Consider the following 15,777-nt stretch of genomic DNA (forward strand, 5'->3'; position numbering starts at 1 on the left):
GCAAACGGGCACCGGGTCCGGCCCCCACCGCGGCGGGCGGCGGCCGGGGCGGCCGCTACTTCTTGGCGGCGGCCTTGCGCCGTACCGGCTTCTTCGCCGCCGGTTTCGCCGGTCCCTTCGCGCGCTTCTCCGCCAGCAGTTCGATGGCCTGCTCGCGTGTCAGCTCTTCGATGCTGGTGGCGCGCGGCACCGTGATGTTCGTGACGCCGTCGGTGATGTAGGGGCCGAACCGGCCGTCCTTGACCACGATGTTCTTCTCCGACACCGGGTCCACGCCAAACTCGGCCAGCGGTGCGGCAGCGGTGCGGCCGCCCCGGGTCTTCGGCTGCGCGTAGATCTCCAGCGCCTGTTCCAGCGTGATGGTGAAGATTTCCTCCTCGGAGCCGATCGACCGTGAATCGCTGCCCTTCTTCAGGTACGGGCCGAAGCGTCCGTTCTGCACGGTGATTTCGGTGCCCTCGGCATCGGTGCCAAGCACCCGCGGCAGGCTCAGCAGCTTCAGCGCGTCCTCGAGGGTGACGGTGTCCACGCTCATCGACTTGAACAGGGAACCGGTGCGAGGCCTGACCTTGGTGGGCTTCTTCGGCGGCTTGGGCTTGCCGTTCTTGTAATACTCCACCGGCTGCGCGGCCAGTTCCTCGGCCGTCGGCTCATGGATCACTTCGGTGACGTAGGCGCCGTAACGGCCTTCCTTGGCCACGATCGTCCGGCCGGTCTCCGGGTCCTTTCCAAGCTCGCGCTCGCCAGGCCCCTGGGTTTCCATCAGCTCGAGGGCTTTCTCCGGGGTCAGCTCGTCCGGAGCCAGGTCGTCGGGGACGTTGGCCCGCTCCGGCTCCTCGCCGTCGCCCTCGCCGTTGCGTTCCAAATACGGGCCGAACTTGCCCACCCGCAGGGTGATTCCCTCGGCAATCTCGATCGAATTAATCCGGCGCGGGTCGATTTCGCCCAGGTCGTTCACCACGGTGTTCAGGCCGGTTTCCTTGCGGTCCCCGTAGTAGAAGCCGGAGAGCCACTCGGTCCGGCTGGCCTCGCCGCGGGCAATGCGGTCCAGGTCCTCTTCGAGTTCCGCCGTGAAGTCATAGTCGACGTAGTCGCTGAAGTACTCCTCCAGCAGCCGCACCACGGAGAACGCGATCCAGCTCGGAACCAGCGCTGAGCCGCGGGTGCGGACGTAGCCGCGGTCCATGATGGTGGAGATGGTGGCGGCGTAGGTGGACGGACGGCCGATGCCGCGGTCTTCCAGCGTCTTGATCAGCGATGCTTCGGTGTAGCGCGGCGGTGCCGATGTCTCGTGCCCGACGGCGTCGACCGCCTGCGCGTCCAGCGCGTCGCCCTTGGCGAGGTTCGGCAGGCGCCCGCCGGTGGCATCGTCCTCGTCCTCGCGTCCGGCGTCCTTGCCCTCCTCATAGGCGGCCAGGAAACCGGGGAACGTGATGACGGTGCCGGATGCGGTGAACTCCGCGTCCCGCCCGTCCCCGGCCGTGGCGCCGAGCCGCACGGTCGACGTCGATCCCTTGGCGTCGGCCATCTGCGAGGCCACCGTGCGTTTCCAGACCAGCTCGTACAGCCGGTACTCGTCGCCGGAAAGCTGGCTGCGCACCTGGCCGGGCGTGCGGAAAGAATCACCGGCGGGCCGGATGGCTTCGTGGGCTTCCTGGGCGTTCTTGTCCTTGCCCTTGTAAACGCGGCGGGCATCCGGGACATACTCGGGCCCGTACAGCTCGGAGGCCTGGCGCCGCGCGGCGTTCACGGCCTGATCGCTTAGCGCCGGCGAGTCGGTACGCATATAGGTGATGTAGCCGTTTTCGTACAGCTTCTGCGCCACCTGCATGGTCGAGCGCGCGGAGAACCGAAGCTTGCGGGCCGCCTCCTGCTGCAGGGTGGAGGTGGTGAACGGCGCCGCAGGCCGGCGGGTGTAGGGCTTGTTCTCTACCGCGCGGACGGAGAAGCTGGCGCTGCGCAGGGAGTCTGCCAGCGCGGTGGCGGCCGCCTCGTCCAAATGGACGGCGGAGCGGGCCTTGAGTTGGCCCAGATCGTTGAAGTCCTTGCCGGCGGCGACCCGGCTGCCGTCGACCGAGACCAGCTTCGCCTTGAACACCCCGCCCTTGACCGCGTCCTCCGGCGCCACGGTTGCCACCAGGTCCCAGTAGGAGGCCGCCCGGAACGCCATCCGCTCGCGCTCGCGCTCGACGACCAGCCGGGTAGCCACGGACTGCACGCGTCCGGCGGAGAGCCCCGCCTTGACCTTGCGCCAGAGCACCGGCGAGAGTTCGTAGCCGAAGAGCCGGTCCACGATCCGGCGGGTCTCCTGGGCGTCGACCAGGTCGGTGTCCACCTCGCGGACCTCGGTCAGGGCGCGCTGCAGGGCTTCGCGGGTAATCTCGCTGAACGTCATGCGGTGCACGGGCACCTTGGGCTGCAGCACCTGCAGCAGATGCCACGCGATGGCTTCGCCCTCGCGGTCACCGTCAGTTGCCAGATAGAGTTCGTCGGCGTCCTTGAGCATCGACTTGAGCTCGGACACCTTTTTCTTCTTGTCCGGAGACACCACGTAATACGGCTCGAAATCGTTCTCGATATCCACCGCGAACTTGCCGACCGACGTCTTTTTCAGCTCGGCCGGCAGGTCGGAGGGCTGGGGCAGGTCACGGATGTGCCCCATGGAAGCCGTGACCTCAAAGCCCTCGCCGAGGTACCCGGCGATGGTTTTGCCCTTGGCCGGGGACTCGACGATGACGAGTTTCTTACCGGTTTTTTCGCGGGCCTTGGCTGGCACTGTGCTCCTACGTAAAGAAAGGGTGTTGATGCGCTTGTAAATACGTCCCCCAACCCGGCGGGGTGGAGGACCGTCAGCACTAGGTTAGCCGCAACAGTACCGCGAAACAGAAAACGCCAGCGCGTGCAGCCGGCTGCCTCCGCGGCAACGGACCGCTGCCGATGCCCGCGGCAAGGCCCTAATCGTTGTCGATGTCGCCGGGCAGGAAGGAGAAGACGTAGTACAGCTTTTCCGCCCCTTCTCCCCGGTTTTCGGGATTGGTCGTCGGGCTGTATTCCAGCAGGATCTCGCCGATCCGCCGGCCGAGGTCCTTCCGTTGTTCCTCGGTCAGGTAGAACCGCCCCGTGCTGAGCGCAGCCAGGTGCCCCTCCTGCCGCCAGGTGTCCGGGTTCGGCAATTGCTTGTCCCGTTTGACGTACTTGGACAGGCGTTCGCGCAGGTCGTTCAGTTCCACATCCACCACGCCCATGGTGGCGGCACGGCTGTCCGCCACGCTGGTCACGTCCAGGCGTCCGGCGGCGGCCTGCCAGTGCCGTTCCCGGCCGTCGCCCTGGTTCACGCACCGTTTGACGAATCCCCACTTTTCCAGCGCCCGCAGGTGGTAGCTCATGGCGCTGGGTGTCAGCCCGTGCCGCTGCGCCAACTCCGTGGCGGTGGCCGGCTGCTGCGTATCAAAGAGCTCTTCGATGACCTTCAGCCGCACGTTATGGGCCAGCGCACGGATGGCGCGGGCATCGGAGATATTGACCCTGTCTCCGGTCGCCGGCTCGGCCGGAGTGGCCGCCGCTGCCGTGGCCGCCCGGCCGGTCGTCGTGCTTGAAGCCTTAGTCATGATCAGTAAGTGTAATGCCGGTCACCGCTCCCGGGCGGGGCTGCCGGCCAATCCCGGACTGCAATCCGGCAACAATTTCCTATTCGCCGGCAGGCACCAGGAAGCCGTCTGCCACCAGGTTCCGCACTTCGGCGGAGAGTTGCCCGGCGAAGTCCGGCTCCTCGCGGCCCAACAGCGCCGCCAGCGCACCGATGATCTGGTCCACGCCCAGCTCGCCGTCGCACGCGGAAACGAACCCGGCCAACTCGGTGCTCATCAGGTTGGTCCGGCGCAGCCCCGCGCCCTGGCGCAGCAAGATGACGCCGGGATGTTCGGCGCCCGGCCGCTGGTGCCGCTCTTCGGTCACGTCCTCGGCCGCCCGCAGGTGCTGGCGGCCAAAGTCCGCGGCGTGCTCGGCCAGCCAATCGGCCCGCTCGACCGCCGCGGCCAGGTGCGGGCCGATGGGCTGTTCGATCGGATAGGTGATCTCCTCGAACCTCCGCAGCAATCCTGCGCCTGCAGCGGCGGCCGCGGCGTCGGGCAGGGAGCGGCGCAGCCACACGAGCCCGAAGCCGAGGGCCTCCACGTCCCGGGACGCGAAATCGTCCAGGTAGGCGGCGTACGCGGATTCGAACAGCTCGGGGTCGCGGTTCACCGAGGCGTCCCGCAGCCACGTCTGCGCATACTGCGCCGGGCTGAGCTGCTCGCGCTGGATGACCCAGGCGTCGGTGTCCGGCGCCAGCCACTGCTCCAACCGGGCGTGCCAGCTGCCCGCGCCCGCCGGAATTTCCCAGTTGCCCAGCATCTGTGCGACGCCGCCGTCGGCCAGCACCGAGGGCAGGGAGCGGAAGAGGGTGGCCACGATGTCGTCGCCGGGCAGTCCGCCGTCGCGGTAGGTGAACTGCTCGTCGGCGCGTTCGGCCGGGCGACGCGGCGTGATCACGAACGGCGGGTTGGATACCACGAGGTCGAACCGTTCCCCCGCCACCGGCTCCAACAGGCTGCCCAGCCGCAGGCTGACCCGCTCCTCCAGGTGGTCCGGGTCCAGCCCGAGGGCGCCGGCGTTGAGGGCGAGGTTGAACCGGGTGAAGGCCAGCGCCCGCTCCGAGATGTCCGTCGCGGTGGCGTGGCGGGCGTGGCCCAGCAGGTGGAAGAGCTGGATCCCGCACCCGGTGCCAAGGTCCAGGGCCCGTTCCACCTCGGTGCGGACGGTCAGCTGGGCCAGCGTCAGCGAGGCCTGGCCGATGCCCAGGACGTGATCGTGCCGGAGGACGCCGGGCCGCTGGTGCGCCCCGAGGTCGCTGGCCACCCACAGCTCGGTCTCGCCGAAGGCGTACGGGCGGAGGTCTACGGCGGCCCGCCACTCACCGCCGTCGCGCTCGGCCAGCCCGAGGGCGGCGAGCCCGTCCACCCCGGTGCGCGGGAACGCCCGCGCCAGCAGCCCGGGCGGCACGCTCCGACCCAACAGCCAGAGGCGCACGACGGCGGCCAGGCGGCCCTGTGCCGGATCCTCCAGCAGGCGGGCGGTAGCCAGCACGGCCGGAACCAGCTGGTCGCGGTCCAAGGCCTCCCACGCCTCGGTTCCGAGCAGCGCCGCAACGCCGTCCACGCTGTAATCCAGGGTGGTCAGGTCGGCGGCCAGGTCCGCCAGCAGCCGCCGGTCGCTGCTGGCGGGCGCATGGGGGACGTCGGAGAAATCTGCACTATCCACGGCCCAAGTCTAGTAACCCGGACAGACACGCCCCGGACCTGCCGGGCCCAGGTGCCCGCGGCCCTTCAGCGCTCACAGATCACTGCTGCCCGTGCCTCCGCGGCGGTTCCCTGATGGTTAAATGACCTCATGCTCGTCACCACCACCTACCTTGAACAGACCGATCCGGCGCAGCTGGTGCCGGGCTCGCGCCCGCTGCCGGATGATGCCGCCGTGGTGCGGGTGCGGCAGATCAGCCCCGAGTTCAGCAAGTTCCTCTACCGCAGTGTGGGCAGCAGCTGGAACTGGGCCGACCGGCTGGTGCTCACGCGCAGCGAATGGGAACAGGCAGTGCGTGCCCCCGGGGCGGAAACCTGGGTGCTGTACACCGGCAACGCTCCGGCCGGCTACGTGGAACTGTTGGGCCGGCCCGGCGAGACCGGCACCGACGTCGAAATCATGTACTTCGGCCTGTTCCCCGAGGCGATCGGCCGCGGCTTCGGCGGTGCCCTGCTAACCGAAGGCATCCGGCAGGCCTGGCAGTTGCATGGCCGCTGGGACGGGTTTCCGCCGGTGCGGCGCGTCTGGGTGCATACCTGTTCGCTGGACGGGCCGGCGGCCGTGGCCAACTACCAGGCGCGGGGCATGAGCGTGTTCAAGACCGAGGTCGAGGACACCGAACCGCAGGATGCCACCGCGGGCCTGTGGCCCGAGACCGCGAACGCCTGACCCGCCGCGGAACCTGATGCCGTTGGGTAGCCCGCGACGTCCACAAAACAGCTCCGGGACGCTCCCCTGCCCGGGGACGGACGGCCCGGATGCCGCCGGGCCACACAACGGGAGCCGGCCGGCGGCGGTCAGCAGCGGCAGTCAGGCGGCGGCAGGCTCCGGGCAGCCGTCCGGGCAGCGCAGGGTCTGCGGCTCCGCTGCGCACGCGGAACAGTACAACGTCAGCTGGCGGCAGTCCGGATTGGAACAGTTCTCGAACTTGTTGGTCGGCGCCTGGCAGCGGACACATTCCCCGATGGTCTTGGCGTCCGGCGTGAACTCCAGGTGCATGCGCTGATCGAAGACGTAGAGCGAACCTTCCCACAGCCCGGCGTCGCCGAAGGTTTCGCCGTAACGGACGATTCCGCCGTCGAGCTGGTAGACCTCCTGAAAGCCACGGTTGACCATCAGGGACGACAGCACCTCGCAGCGGATGCCGCCGGTGCAGTACGTCACCACGGGCTTGTCCTTAAGATCGTCGTACTTGCCGGAGTCCAGTTCCTTGATGAAGTCGTGGGTGGTGGCCACGTCCGGCACGATGGCGTCTTTGAACTTGCCGATCTGCGCTTCGAAGGCGTTGCGGCCGTCGAAGAAAACCACGTCTTCGCCCGCCGCCTTTTTGGCGTCGATGAGCTGGTGCAGTTCCTCCGGGCGCAGGTGCGTCCCGCCGCCGACCACGCCGCCCCGGTCCACCCTGAGCTCCCCCGGGGCGCCGAAGGATACGATCTCGTCCCGGACCTTGACGCTCAGCCGCGGGAAGTCTTCCGCCCCGCCCTCGGACCACTTCACGTCGAGGCCGCGGAAGGCGGGGTATTCGCGCGTGGTTTTCACGTACTGCTTCACCGCGTTCAGCTCTCCGCCGACGGTGCCGTTGATGCCGTCCTTGGAGATCAGGATCCGGCCGCGCAGGCCGAGTTTCTCGCACAGCGCGCGTTGCCAGAGCCGGACGGCGTCCGGGTCCGGCAACGGGGTGAAAGCGTAATAAAGCACAATCCGGTTCAAAGCCACGCATCAAGGTTACGCGGTGGCCGGTAATCAGGGATTGTGACAGGGTTGTCATCGATTAGGCATGCCGCCCGCGCCCGCTGTTCGGTACAGTCCTGCTATGGGTCACGAATATACGACTGACGTCCCCGACGACGTCCTTGCCGCCTGGGTCGCCGGCTGGTCGGCCTGCCGCGGCTACTCCGCCGAAGAGGTCGACGGACACCCGGCCGTGTTGCTGGCGGACAAGACCGGGGACTGGGAGTACTTCGCGTTCGAACCCGGCGACGAGGAATTCGCCGCCGTGGCCCGCGACACCACCAAGTCACCGGGACGGATCTTCACCGTGCTGACGCGCGACGCGCAGCGGATCCATCAGCTGGCGCCGCAGCATGGGCTGCGGGTGCACCACAACGCCCAGTCGCTGATGGTCACCGACATGTCCGGCCAGGACGCCGAGGACCCGTGGTACCGCGACCCCGATTACAAGACCGAGGTCGAGAAGCACGGGAACGTCCACAAGGTCCGGGTGGTGCATGAAGGAAACGAGGCCGCCCACGGCGTCGCCGCCGCCGTCGACAATTTCGCGGTCTTCGACCACATCGAAACGGACCTTAACTACCGTAGGCGCGGGCTGGCCACGCACGTGATGCGCGCGCTGATCGCCTCCGTGCTGGAGCACATGGTGGACACCGGGCTGCTGATCGCCTCGCACGACGGCCAGATGCTGTACCGGCACCTGGGCTGGGACACGGTCTGCGATGTGATGATCCTCAAGCCCGTGGCGGAGGGCTGACCGCCTGCTGCCTGGCACACCGGTGCTGCGTGCCCACCCATGCAGGCCGGCCCACCCGTGCTGCTTGGCCCACCCATGCAGCCCGGCCCACCCGTGCTGCTTAGCCGATAGGTGCGGCCGGCTCACCCGTGCAGCCGGCCCGCACGGCCCGCAGCTGCCCTGCTGCGGGTGCTGCCCGCCGCGCCCCGGTGTGGTGACACAATGTTCGGGTGGCCCTGCACGATTCCCTGATTCCGCTGCTCGGCTCCGGTCCGGAGCCTGAGCAACTAGTGCATGTCCGCGAGCTTCCGGCCCGGGAGGCGGTGGTCGAGCCGTGGCCGGAGTGGGTCCACGGTGATATCCGTGCCGCCTATGCCGCGCTCGGTGTGCACGAGCCGTGGCGCCATCAGGTGCGCGCCGCCGAGGGCGCCCATCAGGGCCGCCATACGATCATTGCCACGGGAACCGCCTCCGGAAAGTCGCTGGCCTACCAGGTGCCGGCCCTGGATGCCATCCACCGCACGGCCCTGGCAGACACCGTCAGCCTCGAGCCGAGCGGCGCCGTCGCCCTGTACCTGGCCCCGACGAAGGCGCTGGCGGCCGACCAGCTGGCGGCCATCAAGGCGCTAAAGCTGCCCACCGTGCGGGCGGAAACCTACGACGGCGACACCGATCCGGGTGCCCGCCGCTGGATTCGGGACCATGCCAACTTCGTGCTGGCCAATCCGGACATGCTGCACTTCGGGATCCTGCCCAACCACGCCTGGTGGGCACGGTTCTTCCGCCGGCTGCGGTTCGTGATCATTGACGAGGCGCACAGTTACCGCGGTGTCTTCGGCTCGAATGTTGCCAATCTCGTGCGGCGGTTGCGCCGCGTCTGCGCCAGTTACGGGGCGGACCCCGTGTTCATCGGCGCTTCCGCCACCTCCGCGGACCCCGCAACCTCCTTCGGTCGGCTGATCGGCGCGGAAGCAGAGGCGGTGACCGAAGACTGCTCGCCGCACGGCTCCACGACCGTAGCGTTCTGGGAGCCCCAGCTCACCGAGCTCAAAGGCGAGAACGGCGCCAAGGAACGGCGCACGGTGGTTGCCGAGACCTCCGATCTGCTGGCCAATCTCGTCGCGGCGCAGGTGCGTACCATCGCCTTCATCAAGTCCCGCCGGGGTGCCGAGACGATTTCGTCCATCACCAAACGGCTGTTGGACGACGTCCACCCCTCGCTGCCCGGGCGGGTGGCTGCCTACCGCTCCGGCTACCTGCCGGAGGAACGCCGCGAGCTGGAAGCCAAGCTCAGGTCGGGGCAGCTGCTGGGCGTCTCGAGCACCTCGGCGCTTGAGCTGGGCATCGACATCTCCGGACTGGACGCCGTCCTGGTCGCGGGGTGGCCGGGCACCCGCGCCTCCTTGTTCCAGCAGATCGGCCGCGCCGGCCGGTCCGGGCAGGACGCGCTGGCTGCCTTTGTGGCCAGCGACGATCCGTTGGACACGTATTTGGTCCACCACCCCGAGGCCGTCTTCGACGTCTCCGTGGAGGCGACCGTTTTCGACCCGTCGAACCCCTATGTCCTGGGGCCACACCTGTGCGCCGCCGCCCAGGAGCTTCCGTTGACGCCCGCAGACCTCGGGCTGTTCGGCGCCGCGGCTCCCGGCCTGCTCGACCAGTTGACCGCCGACGGCTATCTCCGGCGCCGGCCGGCCGGCTGGTACTGGACCCATCCGGAAAGCGCGGCGGCCATGGTGAACCTGCGGGCCGACGGCGGCGGGCCCATCAGCATTGTCGAAACGGAATCCGGGACACTGCTCGGGACCATGGACTCCCCGCAGTCGCACTATCAGGCACACAACGGCGCCGTGTACGTGCACCAGGGCACGACGTACGTCGTGGATGAACTCAACGAGCAGGACCACTGCGCAATGGTGACCCGGGCCAATCCGGACTACTACACGCAGGCCCGCGACGTCACGCAGATCGAAGTGCTCGGCGCGCAGCGAACCGAGCAGTGGGGCGAAGTCCAGGCCTGTTTCGGCGACGTTAAGGTCACCACCAAAGTCGTCTCCTTCCAGCGCAAGGCCTTCATTTCCAACGAAATCCTGGGCGAAGAGCCGCTGGATCTTGGTGCCAGGGAACTGTTCACCAAGGCCGTCTGGTTCACTATCGGCGAGCAGCAACTGACGTCCGCGGGATTGGTCGCGGCCCGTGTGCCCGGTGCCCTGCATGCAGCCGAACATGCCGGCATCGGGCTGCTCCCGCTGGTGGCCTCCAGCGACCGGTGGGACATCGGCGGGGTATCGACGGCACTGCATGCCGATACGGGCAAGCCGACCATCTTCGTCTACGACGGGCATCCCGGCGGTGCGGGCTTCGCCGAGCGGGGCTTCGAGGCAGCCAGGATCTGGCTGGCGGCCACCCGGGACGCCATCCGGTCCTGCGAGTGCGAAACGGGCTGCCCCTCCTGTGTGCAGTCCCCCAAATGCGGCAACAAGAACAATCCCTTGGACAAGTCGGGGGCGGTCACGCTGATCGAGGCTCTGCTTTCCCAAGCTGGCCCTGCCCCTGCCGACAGGCACCAGGCGGCCGTCGCCTAACCGAGGGGCACCGCCGCCCGCCTGACTCGGCAAACACTGCACGCGCCAGGTGGGAAACAGCGCTTCGTCCGCGCTGCCGATGGTTATCGCCTTGGGGCTGCCCACCCCAGCTGTTGATGGCTTACCCGCCCGGTGGTGGCCCCGCACGTGCCCGGCCCTCGGCATGTGTCCACTGTCCGTCAAGCCACCCCAGCACGTCGGGCAGCCGGGTTCGGGTCCGGACGTCGACCACCACACCGCCGGGTCCGGAACGGCGGCACGCCAGCAGCTCGGCCTCCTGCTTGCGTGCCACGTCTGCGGCCAGGGTACATGGTTCGCCGGCCAGCAGGCCGCGGGCAGCATCGGCGCCGGCCAAGGCAGCCAGGTCGGCCGCCTTCCCCGCCCGCGCCGATGCCAAGCCCGCCTGCATCACCGTGACGAGCACCGCGAGCATCAGGCACAGCATGAGCACCAGCCCCACCGACAGCACCGTTCCGGCGCCGTGGTCCGTGCCGTGCGGTCCGGTGACGCCAGCGCCGGCGCCGTCGCCGTGGTCAGTGCTGTCCGGTCCGGCTGTTCCGGAACCGGCACCCGCACCGGGTGGTGCGGCACGGGGCGCCGGCCGTCGCTTAGCCGGCTCCATGTCCTGCGCCTGGCGGAATCACCGGCCCGCCGGTCGGCTCGGCAGGCGCGGTTGCCCGGGCCTCCAGCGTCCAGCGGCCAACCCCGGGCCATGGACCGGATACCTGAGCAGTGACATGGACTGTAACCCAGCCGCCGCCGCTGCCGGACGCCAACGTAGCGCCGTCCCCGGCGATGGTGCGGACCGTGTGGGCGGCTGCTGTCTCCGGCTCGCCGCGGCCGAGCTGCCGGACCGCCGCCTGTGCGGCCTTCTCCACATTCAGCTGTGCTGCTCCGGCGGCCGCACCGGCCAGCAGGAAAGCCAGCACGACGACGACGGAGGGCAGGACAACGGCGAACTCCGCCGTGACGCTGCCGCGCTCGCCGGCGCGCTGGGCGGCCGGGGCACACCGGCCGCTGCTGGAGCGGGCGGGGCGCCACACAGACATCGGTCAGACCGCCCTCAGCGCCAGCTCCACCAAATCCGTGAGCATGCCGCGGACTTCGCCGCTTCGCAGGATCAGGACCAAGAGCCCGGCGAACGCCACCGCGGCAAGCGTCGCGATGGCATACTCGGCGGTAGCCATTCCGGCTTCGGAGCCGGTCAGGTGCCGCCAGTTTCTCCGGGCGAGCCTGTTCAGACCGTCTGCCGGGAAGTCAATGACATCCGCCAGACTGTCGGGGCCGTCTGGCGCCGCGGGCAGTAGTGCCGCCGCAGGCCGTTGTGCCGCGGCGTTCCCGGTCGGTTCCGCTGGTGGGGATGATTGCCCTGCCGTGGCCCCGGGTGGTTGCGCCGTCGCGGTCGGCTGAGCGGGCGCGGGTGGTTGCGCCGCGGACGGTTGCCTCGCCGTGGCCCCGGGTGGTTGCGCCGCCGCGGACGGTTGCCTCGCCGTGGCCCCGGGTGGTTGCGCCGTCGCGATCTGTCGCGCCGTCTTGTCCTCGGGTAGTTGCACTGCAGGGTTCGGCGGCAGCGAACGTGGTGTGCGGTCCCGGATTTCGGCCAGTGACAACATGTTTTCCTCCTGGATGAGACCGCCGGATTGCGGTTATTCGAGCTTCCCCGACCGCGCCAGGAGCCGGCACTGCCGGCTTGGTCCCGGTGCACACTCCGGGATGAAGCCTGCGCTGTGGAGGAGTGCTTACAGCTTGGGCACGAGGGCGACGAGCACCGGCAGGACGCCCAGCGCGATGAAGGCGGGAAGGGCGCACAGCCCCAGCGGAAGTACAAGCCGGGTGCCGAGCGCGGCCGCACGCTGCTGGTCTTCCTGATGCCCGCGCCGGCGCAGCTGGTCGGCTTGGGCAAAGAGCACCGCCGCCGAGGGCGCACCCGTTGCGGCACCGAAGCGCAGGGAGTCACGCAACACGTGCAGTCCGGAACCGCCCTCTGCGAGCGCCCAGGCCTCCTGCCATTCCACGCCGAGCAACAACGCAGAGGCGACCTGGTTTAAAGCCGTCTTCGTCGTTCCCCGGCTGGTGGCAGCGAGGGCAGCCACTGCGTGAGGCAAGGGAAGTCCCGCTGCCAGCATCGCGCCCAACAAGTCCAGGTGCAGGGCAGGATCGGCCGCTTCGTCCCTGCCGCCACCCTTCCGGGTTCCGCCTGAAACGAGCGGCCGCTTCGCGGGGATGGGGCGGGCACCGACCAGTCCCGGATACAACAGCCAGGCAGCTGCAAAGAGCAGTACACCGCTCAGCACCGGAATCACAGGCCCTCCCTTCCGGCAGCATGGCGCACGAGTTGCTGGGACCAGAAGCGTGCGCCGACCATGAGCGCCGCCCCGGTGACCAGGACCGGCCACCCCGTCGGTGACAGCAGCAGCGTGGCGACGGGGTCGGCACCCATCGCGGCGCCGAGCCCAAGTCCCAGCAGCGGCAGCCACCCGAGCAGGGCCGCGGTGGCCTTGGGTCCCGCCAGCGCGATTCTGCGCGCAGCCCTGGCATCAAGCCGATGCTGCAGGTGCCGCGCATAATTCTCCAGCAGCAGGGACAGTGGTGCCCCGGTCCTCTCGGAAACCTCCCAGCAGGAAGCCAGATCATGCCACATCCGTTGCACGGCGGCGGCCTCGGGTCGTACCCGCCGGCCGTCGCCCGGCCCCTGCCTCCGCAGAACCGGTCCTATTCCCAGCCCCAAATCCGCGGCCTGTGCTGCCGCCTCAAGGGTCGGGAGCAACAGCCCCACTTCCCGCGCTGCCGCACCCGACGCCGGCCCTGTTCCATCCCGCCGTCTTGAGCCGGGCGCGGACCGGTCTGGCAGTCCCGTTGCGGCGTAGAACGAGAGCATATCCGGCCAGAGCTGGGCCGGCGTGCGCCCGGAACTCAACAGCGCGGCCAGCTGCCGCACGAAGAGGGGCAGCAGGTCCAATTCGGCGCCGGCGGACCGGCGCCGCGTCCCGCTGCCGGCCAGGGTACGTCTGGGGCCGCGGCGCACCTCCGCCGACCGGGATCCGCGACCCGGCATCAGCAACAGACAGGCGGCCGCACTCAACAGGAATACCGCGAGGCCGGTCACGGGAACAACCGTTCGCTGAGTTCGTCTGATCCAGGCGAGTGCCTGATGCCGGCTCCGTCAGCGACCAGCGCCGGAATGGTCTGCAAGCCACCCGAAGGATCGCGCCGCAGCAGGCAAATCTCCCGCACGCAGCGCCCTTCCCCGGTCCGGTGCATCGAGATCACCAGGTCCAGTGCGCTCGCCGCCTGAAGTACGACCGCTTCGGCGCTCATCCCGGCGAGCGCGCCCATGGCTGCCAGCCTGGCCGGGACCGCCGCGGCGGAGTTTGCGTGGATGGTGCCGCCGGCTCCGGCGTGGCCGGTGTTCATCGCCGCAAGGAACTCGCGAACCTCGGCGCCCCGGCACTCTCCGACCACCAGCCGGTCAGGCCGCATCCGCAGGGCCTGCCGAACCAGTTCCGCCATGCCGATCGACCCGGTGCCCTCGACGTTGCTGGTCCGGCTCTGCAGGCCCACCACATGCGGATGGTCCGGGTCCAGTTCGGCGGCATCCTCGACCAAGACCATCCGTTCCTGCGGGCCGGCGACCCCCAACATCGCCGAAAGCAAGGTCGTCTTGCCTGACCCGGTGGCTCCGCAGATCAGGAAGTTCAGGCGCTGCCCGACGACGGCTTCGAGATAGGGCTGCCACTGCGGCGCGGCGGTGAGCAGTTCCGCGAGCGTGAAGCGGCGCGGACGATGGAGCCGGATCGAGAGCAGCGTCCCGCCGGTCGAAACCGGTGGCAGCACGGCATGGACCCGGTAACCCGCAAGGCGCACATCCGCGCACGGGTTCCCGTCGTCGAGCCTGCGCCCGCCGGCTGCTACCAGGCGTACGGCCAGAGCCCGTACCTCGGCGTCGCCGGCGAAAGCGACGGGGGCACGGAGCAGACCGCGTTCGCCGTCGGCCCAGACGTCCTGCGGGCCATTTACCAGGATGTCCGTGGCTCCCGCGTCCGCCAGCGGTTGCAGCGGCCCCAGCCCGCGCAAGTCTGCGGCCAGCGAGTCCACCGCCTGCAGCGTACCGGCCGTTCCCAGCAAACGGCCGCTCGACTGAACGGCTGCTGCCAGTCGGACCCCCGTCACCGGCGATGGATCGGAGAGCACTGCGCGGCGGAAGGGCTCCAATCCGATGGCGGAGACCGCTGTCGGGGCAGCCCGCCTGCGTCCCGCCCCGTTCATGACCCGCTGCCCTGCCCCGGTGCGGGGTTCAGGCGCGCCAGCAGGCCGGCGCACAACGCGCGGATCCGCCTGTTCGAGGCCAGATCCAGCAGGCGCCCTCCCCGCTGTGCCGCCGGGACCGCGCGCAGGTGCGGCACATAGCCGGCCAACGGCACCCCCAGCTCGTCGGCGATCAGCTGTTCGTCGGCTCCGGCCGGCAACGGTCCCCGCACCACCAAGTGCAGGTTCGTTCCGGCTTCGGCCGCTGCCGCCGCGGCCGCCGCGGCCCGCAGGGAGCGGCTGTCCGTCCGGGCCAGCAGCACAGTATCGTTGGCCGGAGGCCCGGCCTGGGGCGGTCTCCTCAGCCGTCCGGTGTCGACAACCACCAAGCCGAAAGCGCCTGACGCGGCCGCCATGATCTCCGCCGCCGCCCCGTCCTGCGGGGTGCCGTGCAGGACGGGGTCCCCTGTCCCCGGCCAAGACAGCAGGGAGAATCCGCCGGTCGCCGGCAAGGACGCCGCCAGTTGGACCGGGTTCACCGTTCCCTGCACCGCCGCCAGATCCGGCCAGGTTAGGCCCGGGACGTCGGCGGCACCCAGGGCAGCCGAGAGCCCTCCGCCGAGCGGGTCGTCGTCCACCAAGACCGTGGCCGTTCCCGAGCGGGCAGCCTCCGCGGCCAGCCAGGCGGCCAGGGCAGAGGCCCCTACTCCACCGCTGGCCCCGTGCACGGCAACCACCTTCCCGGCCGTTTCACGCCGCCAGGTCCGGCTCAGGTATTCCGCCAGCCACACCGCACCCTCGGGCAGCACCGCCACCCGCCCGGCCCCCGTGGAGGCCGCCAGGTCCCAGAGGGCCGGTGCCTCGTCGATGAATCCGACCACGATGATGTCCCCGTTGGTCCGCTGCACCCGGTGATGCCCGGCGGTGCCCAGCAGCATCGGGGCGGCCCCACGAGCGGCATCCGGGGCCCCCTGCAATCCGTCGGGGCGTCCGTCGGGGCGCAGTGCCAGCCCGGCCGCCGCCGCGATCCTGGCCACTTCATCACGCAGCCGGTCGGTGCCGCCGACGAGGACGACGTCCGTCGCTTCCGCTGGTTTCCAGCGGGACCGCTCGGCGGCGGTGTGGTGTCCTGGCATGCCCCGA

The 15,777-nt window shown here is 69.6% G+C and carries 14 protein-coding genes; 3 read left to right on the top strand and 11 right to left on the bottom strand.

Going from position 1 to position 15,777, the window contains the following annotated elements; all coding sequences use genetic code 11:
* Positions 1-55 precede the first annotated feature (55 nt).
* From topA to AC5RWG_RS07510, 3 genes are all read right to left on the bottom strand, one after another.
* The gene (gene topA / locus AC5RWG_RS07500; protein WP_494166694.1) at positions 56-2,776 is read right to left on the bottom strand and encodes a type I DNA topoisomerase; all 2,721 of its coding nucleotides are present in this window, start codon (positions 2,774-2,776) and stop codon (positions 56-58) included.
* Between the two features lie 178 nt (positions 2,777-2,954).
* Positions 2,955-3,608 carry an ArsR/SmtB family transcription factor gene (locus tag AC5RWG_RS07505; protein WP_494166695.1) on the bottom strand — a complete coding sequence of 218 codons (654 nt, stop codon included), beginning with the start codon at positions 3,606-3,608 and terminating at the stop codon, positions 2,955-2,957.
* A 79-nt stretch (positions 3,609-3,687) separates the two neighbouring features.
* Positions 3,688-5,298: a DUF7059 domain-containing protein gene (locus tag AC5RWG_RS07510; RefSeq protein ID WP_494166696.1), complete on the bottom strand. Its 1,611-nt coding sequence runs from the start codon at positions 5,296-5,298 to the stop codon at positions 3,688-3,690.
* A 129-nt stretch (positions 5,299-5,427) separates the two neighbouring features.
* Between AC5RWG_RS07510 and AC5RWG_RS07515 the strand changes: the two genes are divergently transcribed.
* Positions 5,428-6,006, top strand: coding sequence for a GNAT family N-acetyltransferase (locus AC5RWG_RS07515; protein ID WP_494000644.1), 579 nt, complete (start codon positions 5,428-5,430; stop codon positions 6,004-6,006).
* A gap of 141 nt (positions 6,007-6,147) precedes the next feature.
* On the opposite strand, the gene trhO is transcribed toward AC5RWG_RS07515, so the two are convergent.
* Positions 6,148-7,053, bottom strand: a complete 906-nt coding sequence (gene trhO / locus AC5RWG_RS07520; RefSeq protein ID WP_494166697.1) for an oxygen-dependent tRNA uridine(34) hydroxylase TrhO — start codon at positions 7,051-7,053, stop codon at positions 6,148-6,150.
* A gap of 97 nt (positions 7,054-7,150) precedes the next feature.
* On the opposite strand from trhO, the gene AC5RWG_RS07525 reads away from it, so the two are divergent.
* Complete coding sequence (locus AC5RWG_RS07525) at positions 7,151-7,825, top strand: GNAT family N-acetyltransferase (protein WP_494000646.1); 675 nt, start codon at positions 7,151-7,153, stop codon at positions 7,823-7,825.
* A 209-nt stretch (positions 7,826-8,034) separates the two neighbouring features.
* Complete coding sequence (locus tag AC5RWG_RS07530; protein WP_494022386.1) at positions 8,035-10,389, top strand: DEAD/DEAH box helicase; 2,355 nt, start codon at positions 8,035-8,037, stop codon at positions 10,387-10,389.
* 121 nt (positions 10,390-10,510) lie between these two features.
* Here the strand turns inward: AC5RWG_RS07530 and AC5RWG_RS07535 are convergent, their stop codons facing one another.
* From AC5RWG_RS07535 to ssd, 7 genes are all read right to left on the bottom strand, one after another.
* Complete coding sequence (locus AC5RWG_RS07535; protein WP_494022385.1) at positions 10,511-11,011, bottom strand: Rv3654c family TadE-like protein; 501 nt, start codon at positions 11,009-11,011, stop codon at positions 10,511-10,513.
* Positions 10,998-11,438, bottom strand: coding sequence for a TadE family type IV pilus minor pilin (locus tag AC5RWG_RS07540; RefSeq protein WP_494022384.1), 441 nt, complete (start codon positions 11,436-11,438; stop codon positions 10,998-11,000). Before AC5RWG_RS07540 ends, AC5RWG_RS07535 begins: the two co-directional genes overlap by 14 nt.
* A gap of 3 nt (positions 11,439-11,441) precedes the next feature.
* Positions 11,442-12,002, bottom strand: a complete 561-nt coding sequence (locus AC5RWG_RS07545) for a DUF4244 domain-containing protein (RefSeq protein WP_494022383.1) — start codon at positions 12,000-12,002, stop codon at positions 11,442-11,444.
* A gap of 126 nt (positions 12,003-12,128) precedes the next feature.
* Complete coding sequence (locus AC5RWG_RS07550) at positions 12,129-12,692, bottom strand: type II secretion system F family protein (RefSeq protein WP_494022382.1); 564 nt, start codon at positions 12,690-12,692, stop codon at positions 12,129-12,131.
* Complete coding sequence (locus AC5RWG_RS07555) at positions 12,689-13,039, bottom strand: hypothetical protein (protein WP_494166698.1); 351 nt, start codon at positions 13,037-13,039, stop codon at positions 12,689-12,691. The genes AC5RWG_RS07550 and AC5RWG_RS07555 overlap by 4 nt, the downstream gene beginning before the upstream one ends.
* 452 nt (positions 13,040-13,491) lie before the next feature.
* A complete protein-coding gene (locus AC5RWG_RS07560) occupies positions 13,492-14,655 on the bottom strand; it encodes a TadA family conjugal transfer-associated ATPase (protein ID WP_494022380.1) in 1,164 nt (387 codons plus the stop codon).
* Complete coding sequence (gene ssd / locus AC5RWG_RS07565) at positions 14,652-15,770, bottom strand: septum site-determining protein Ssd (RefSeq protein ID WP_494022379.1); 1,119 nt, start codon at positions 15,768-15,770, stop codon at positions 14,652-14,654. Before ssd ends, AC5RWG_RS07560 begins: the two co-directional genes overlap by 4 nt.
* Between the last annotated feature and the right edge of the window lie 7 nt (positions 15,771-15,777).

The sequence above is a fragment of the Arthrobacter sp. Y3221160 genome (assembly GCF_059092585.1).

Excerpts from the sequence above, each read along its gene's own strand:
- AC5RWG_RS07505 (WP_494166695.1), bottom strand. The coding sequence starts at position 3,608 with ATGACTAAGGCTTCAAGCACGACGACCGGCCGGGCGGCCACGGCAGCG.
- AC5RWG_RS07515 (WP_494000644.1), top strand. The coding sequence starts at position 5,428 with ATGCTCGTCACCACCACCTACCTTGAACAGACCGATCCGGCGCAGCTG.
- AC5RWG_RS07525 (WP_494000646.1), top strand. The coding sequence starts at position 7,151 with ATGGGTCACGAATATACGACTGACGTCCCCGACGACGTCCTTGCCGCC.
- AC5RWG_RS07535 (WP_494022385.1), bottom strand. The coding sequence starts at position 11,011 with ATGGAGCCGGCTAAGCGACGGCCGGCGCCCCGTGCCGCACCACCCGGT.
- AC5RWG_RS07540 (WP_494022384.1), bottom strand. The coding sequence starts at position 11,438 with ATGTCTGTGTGGCGCCCCGCCCGCTCCAGCAGCGGCCGGTGTGCCCCG.
- AC5RWG_RS07545 (WP_494022383.1), bottom strand. The coding sequence starts at position 12,002 with ATGTTGTCACTGGCCGAAATCCGGGACCGCACACCACGTTCGCTGCCG.
- AC5RWG_RS07560 (WP_494022380.1), bottom strand. The coding sequence starts at position 14,655 with ATGAACGGGGCGGGACGCAGGCGGGCTGCCCCGACAGCGGTCTCCGCC.
- ssd (WP_494022379.1), bottom strand. The coding sequence starts at position 15,770 with ATGCCAGGACACCACACCGCCGCCGAGCGGTCCCGCTGGAAACCAGCG.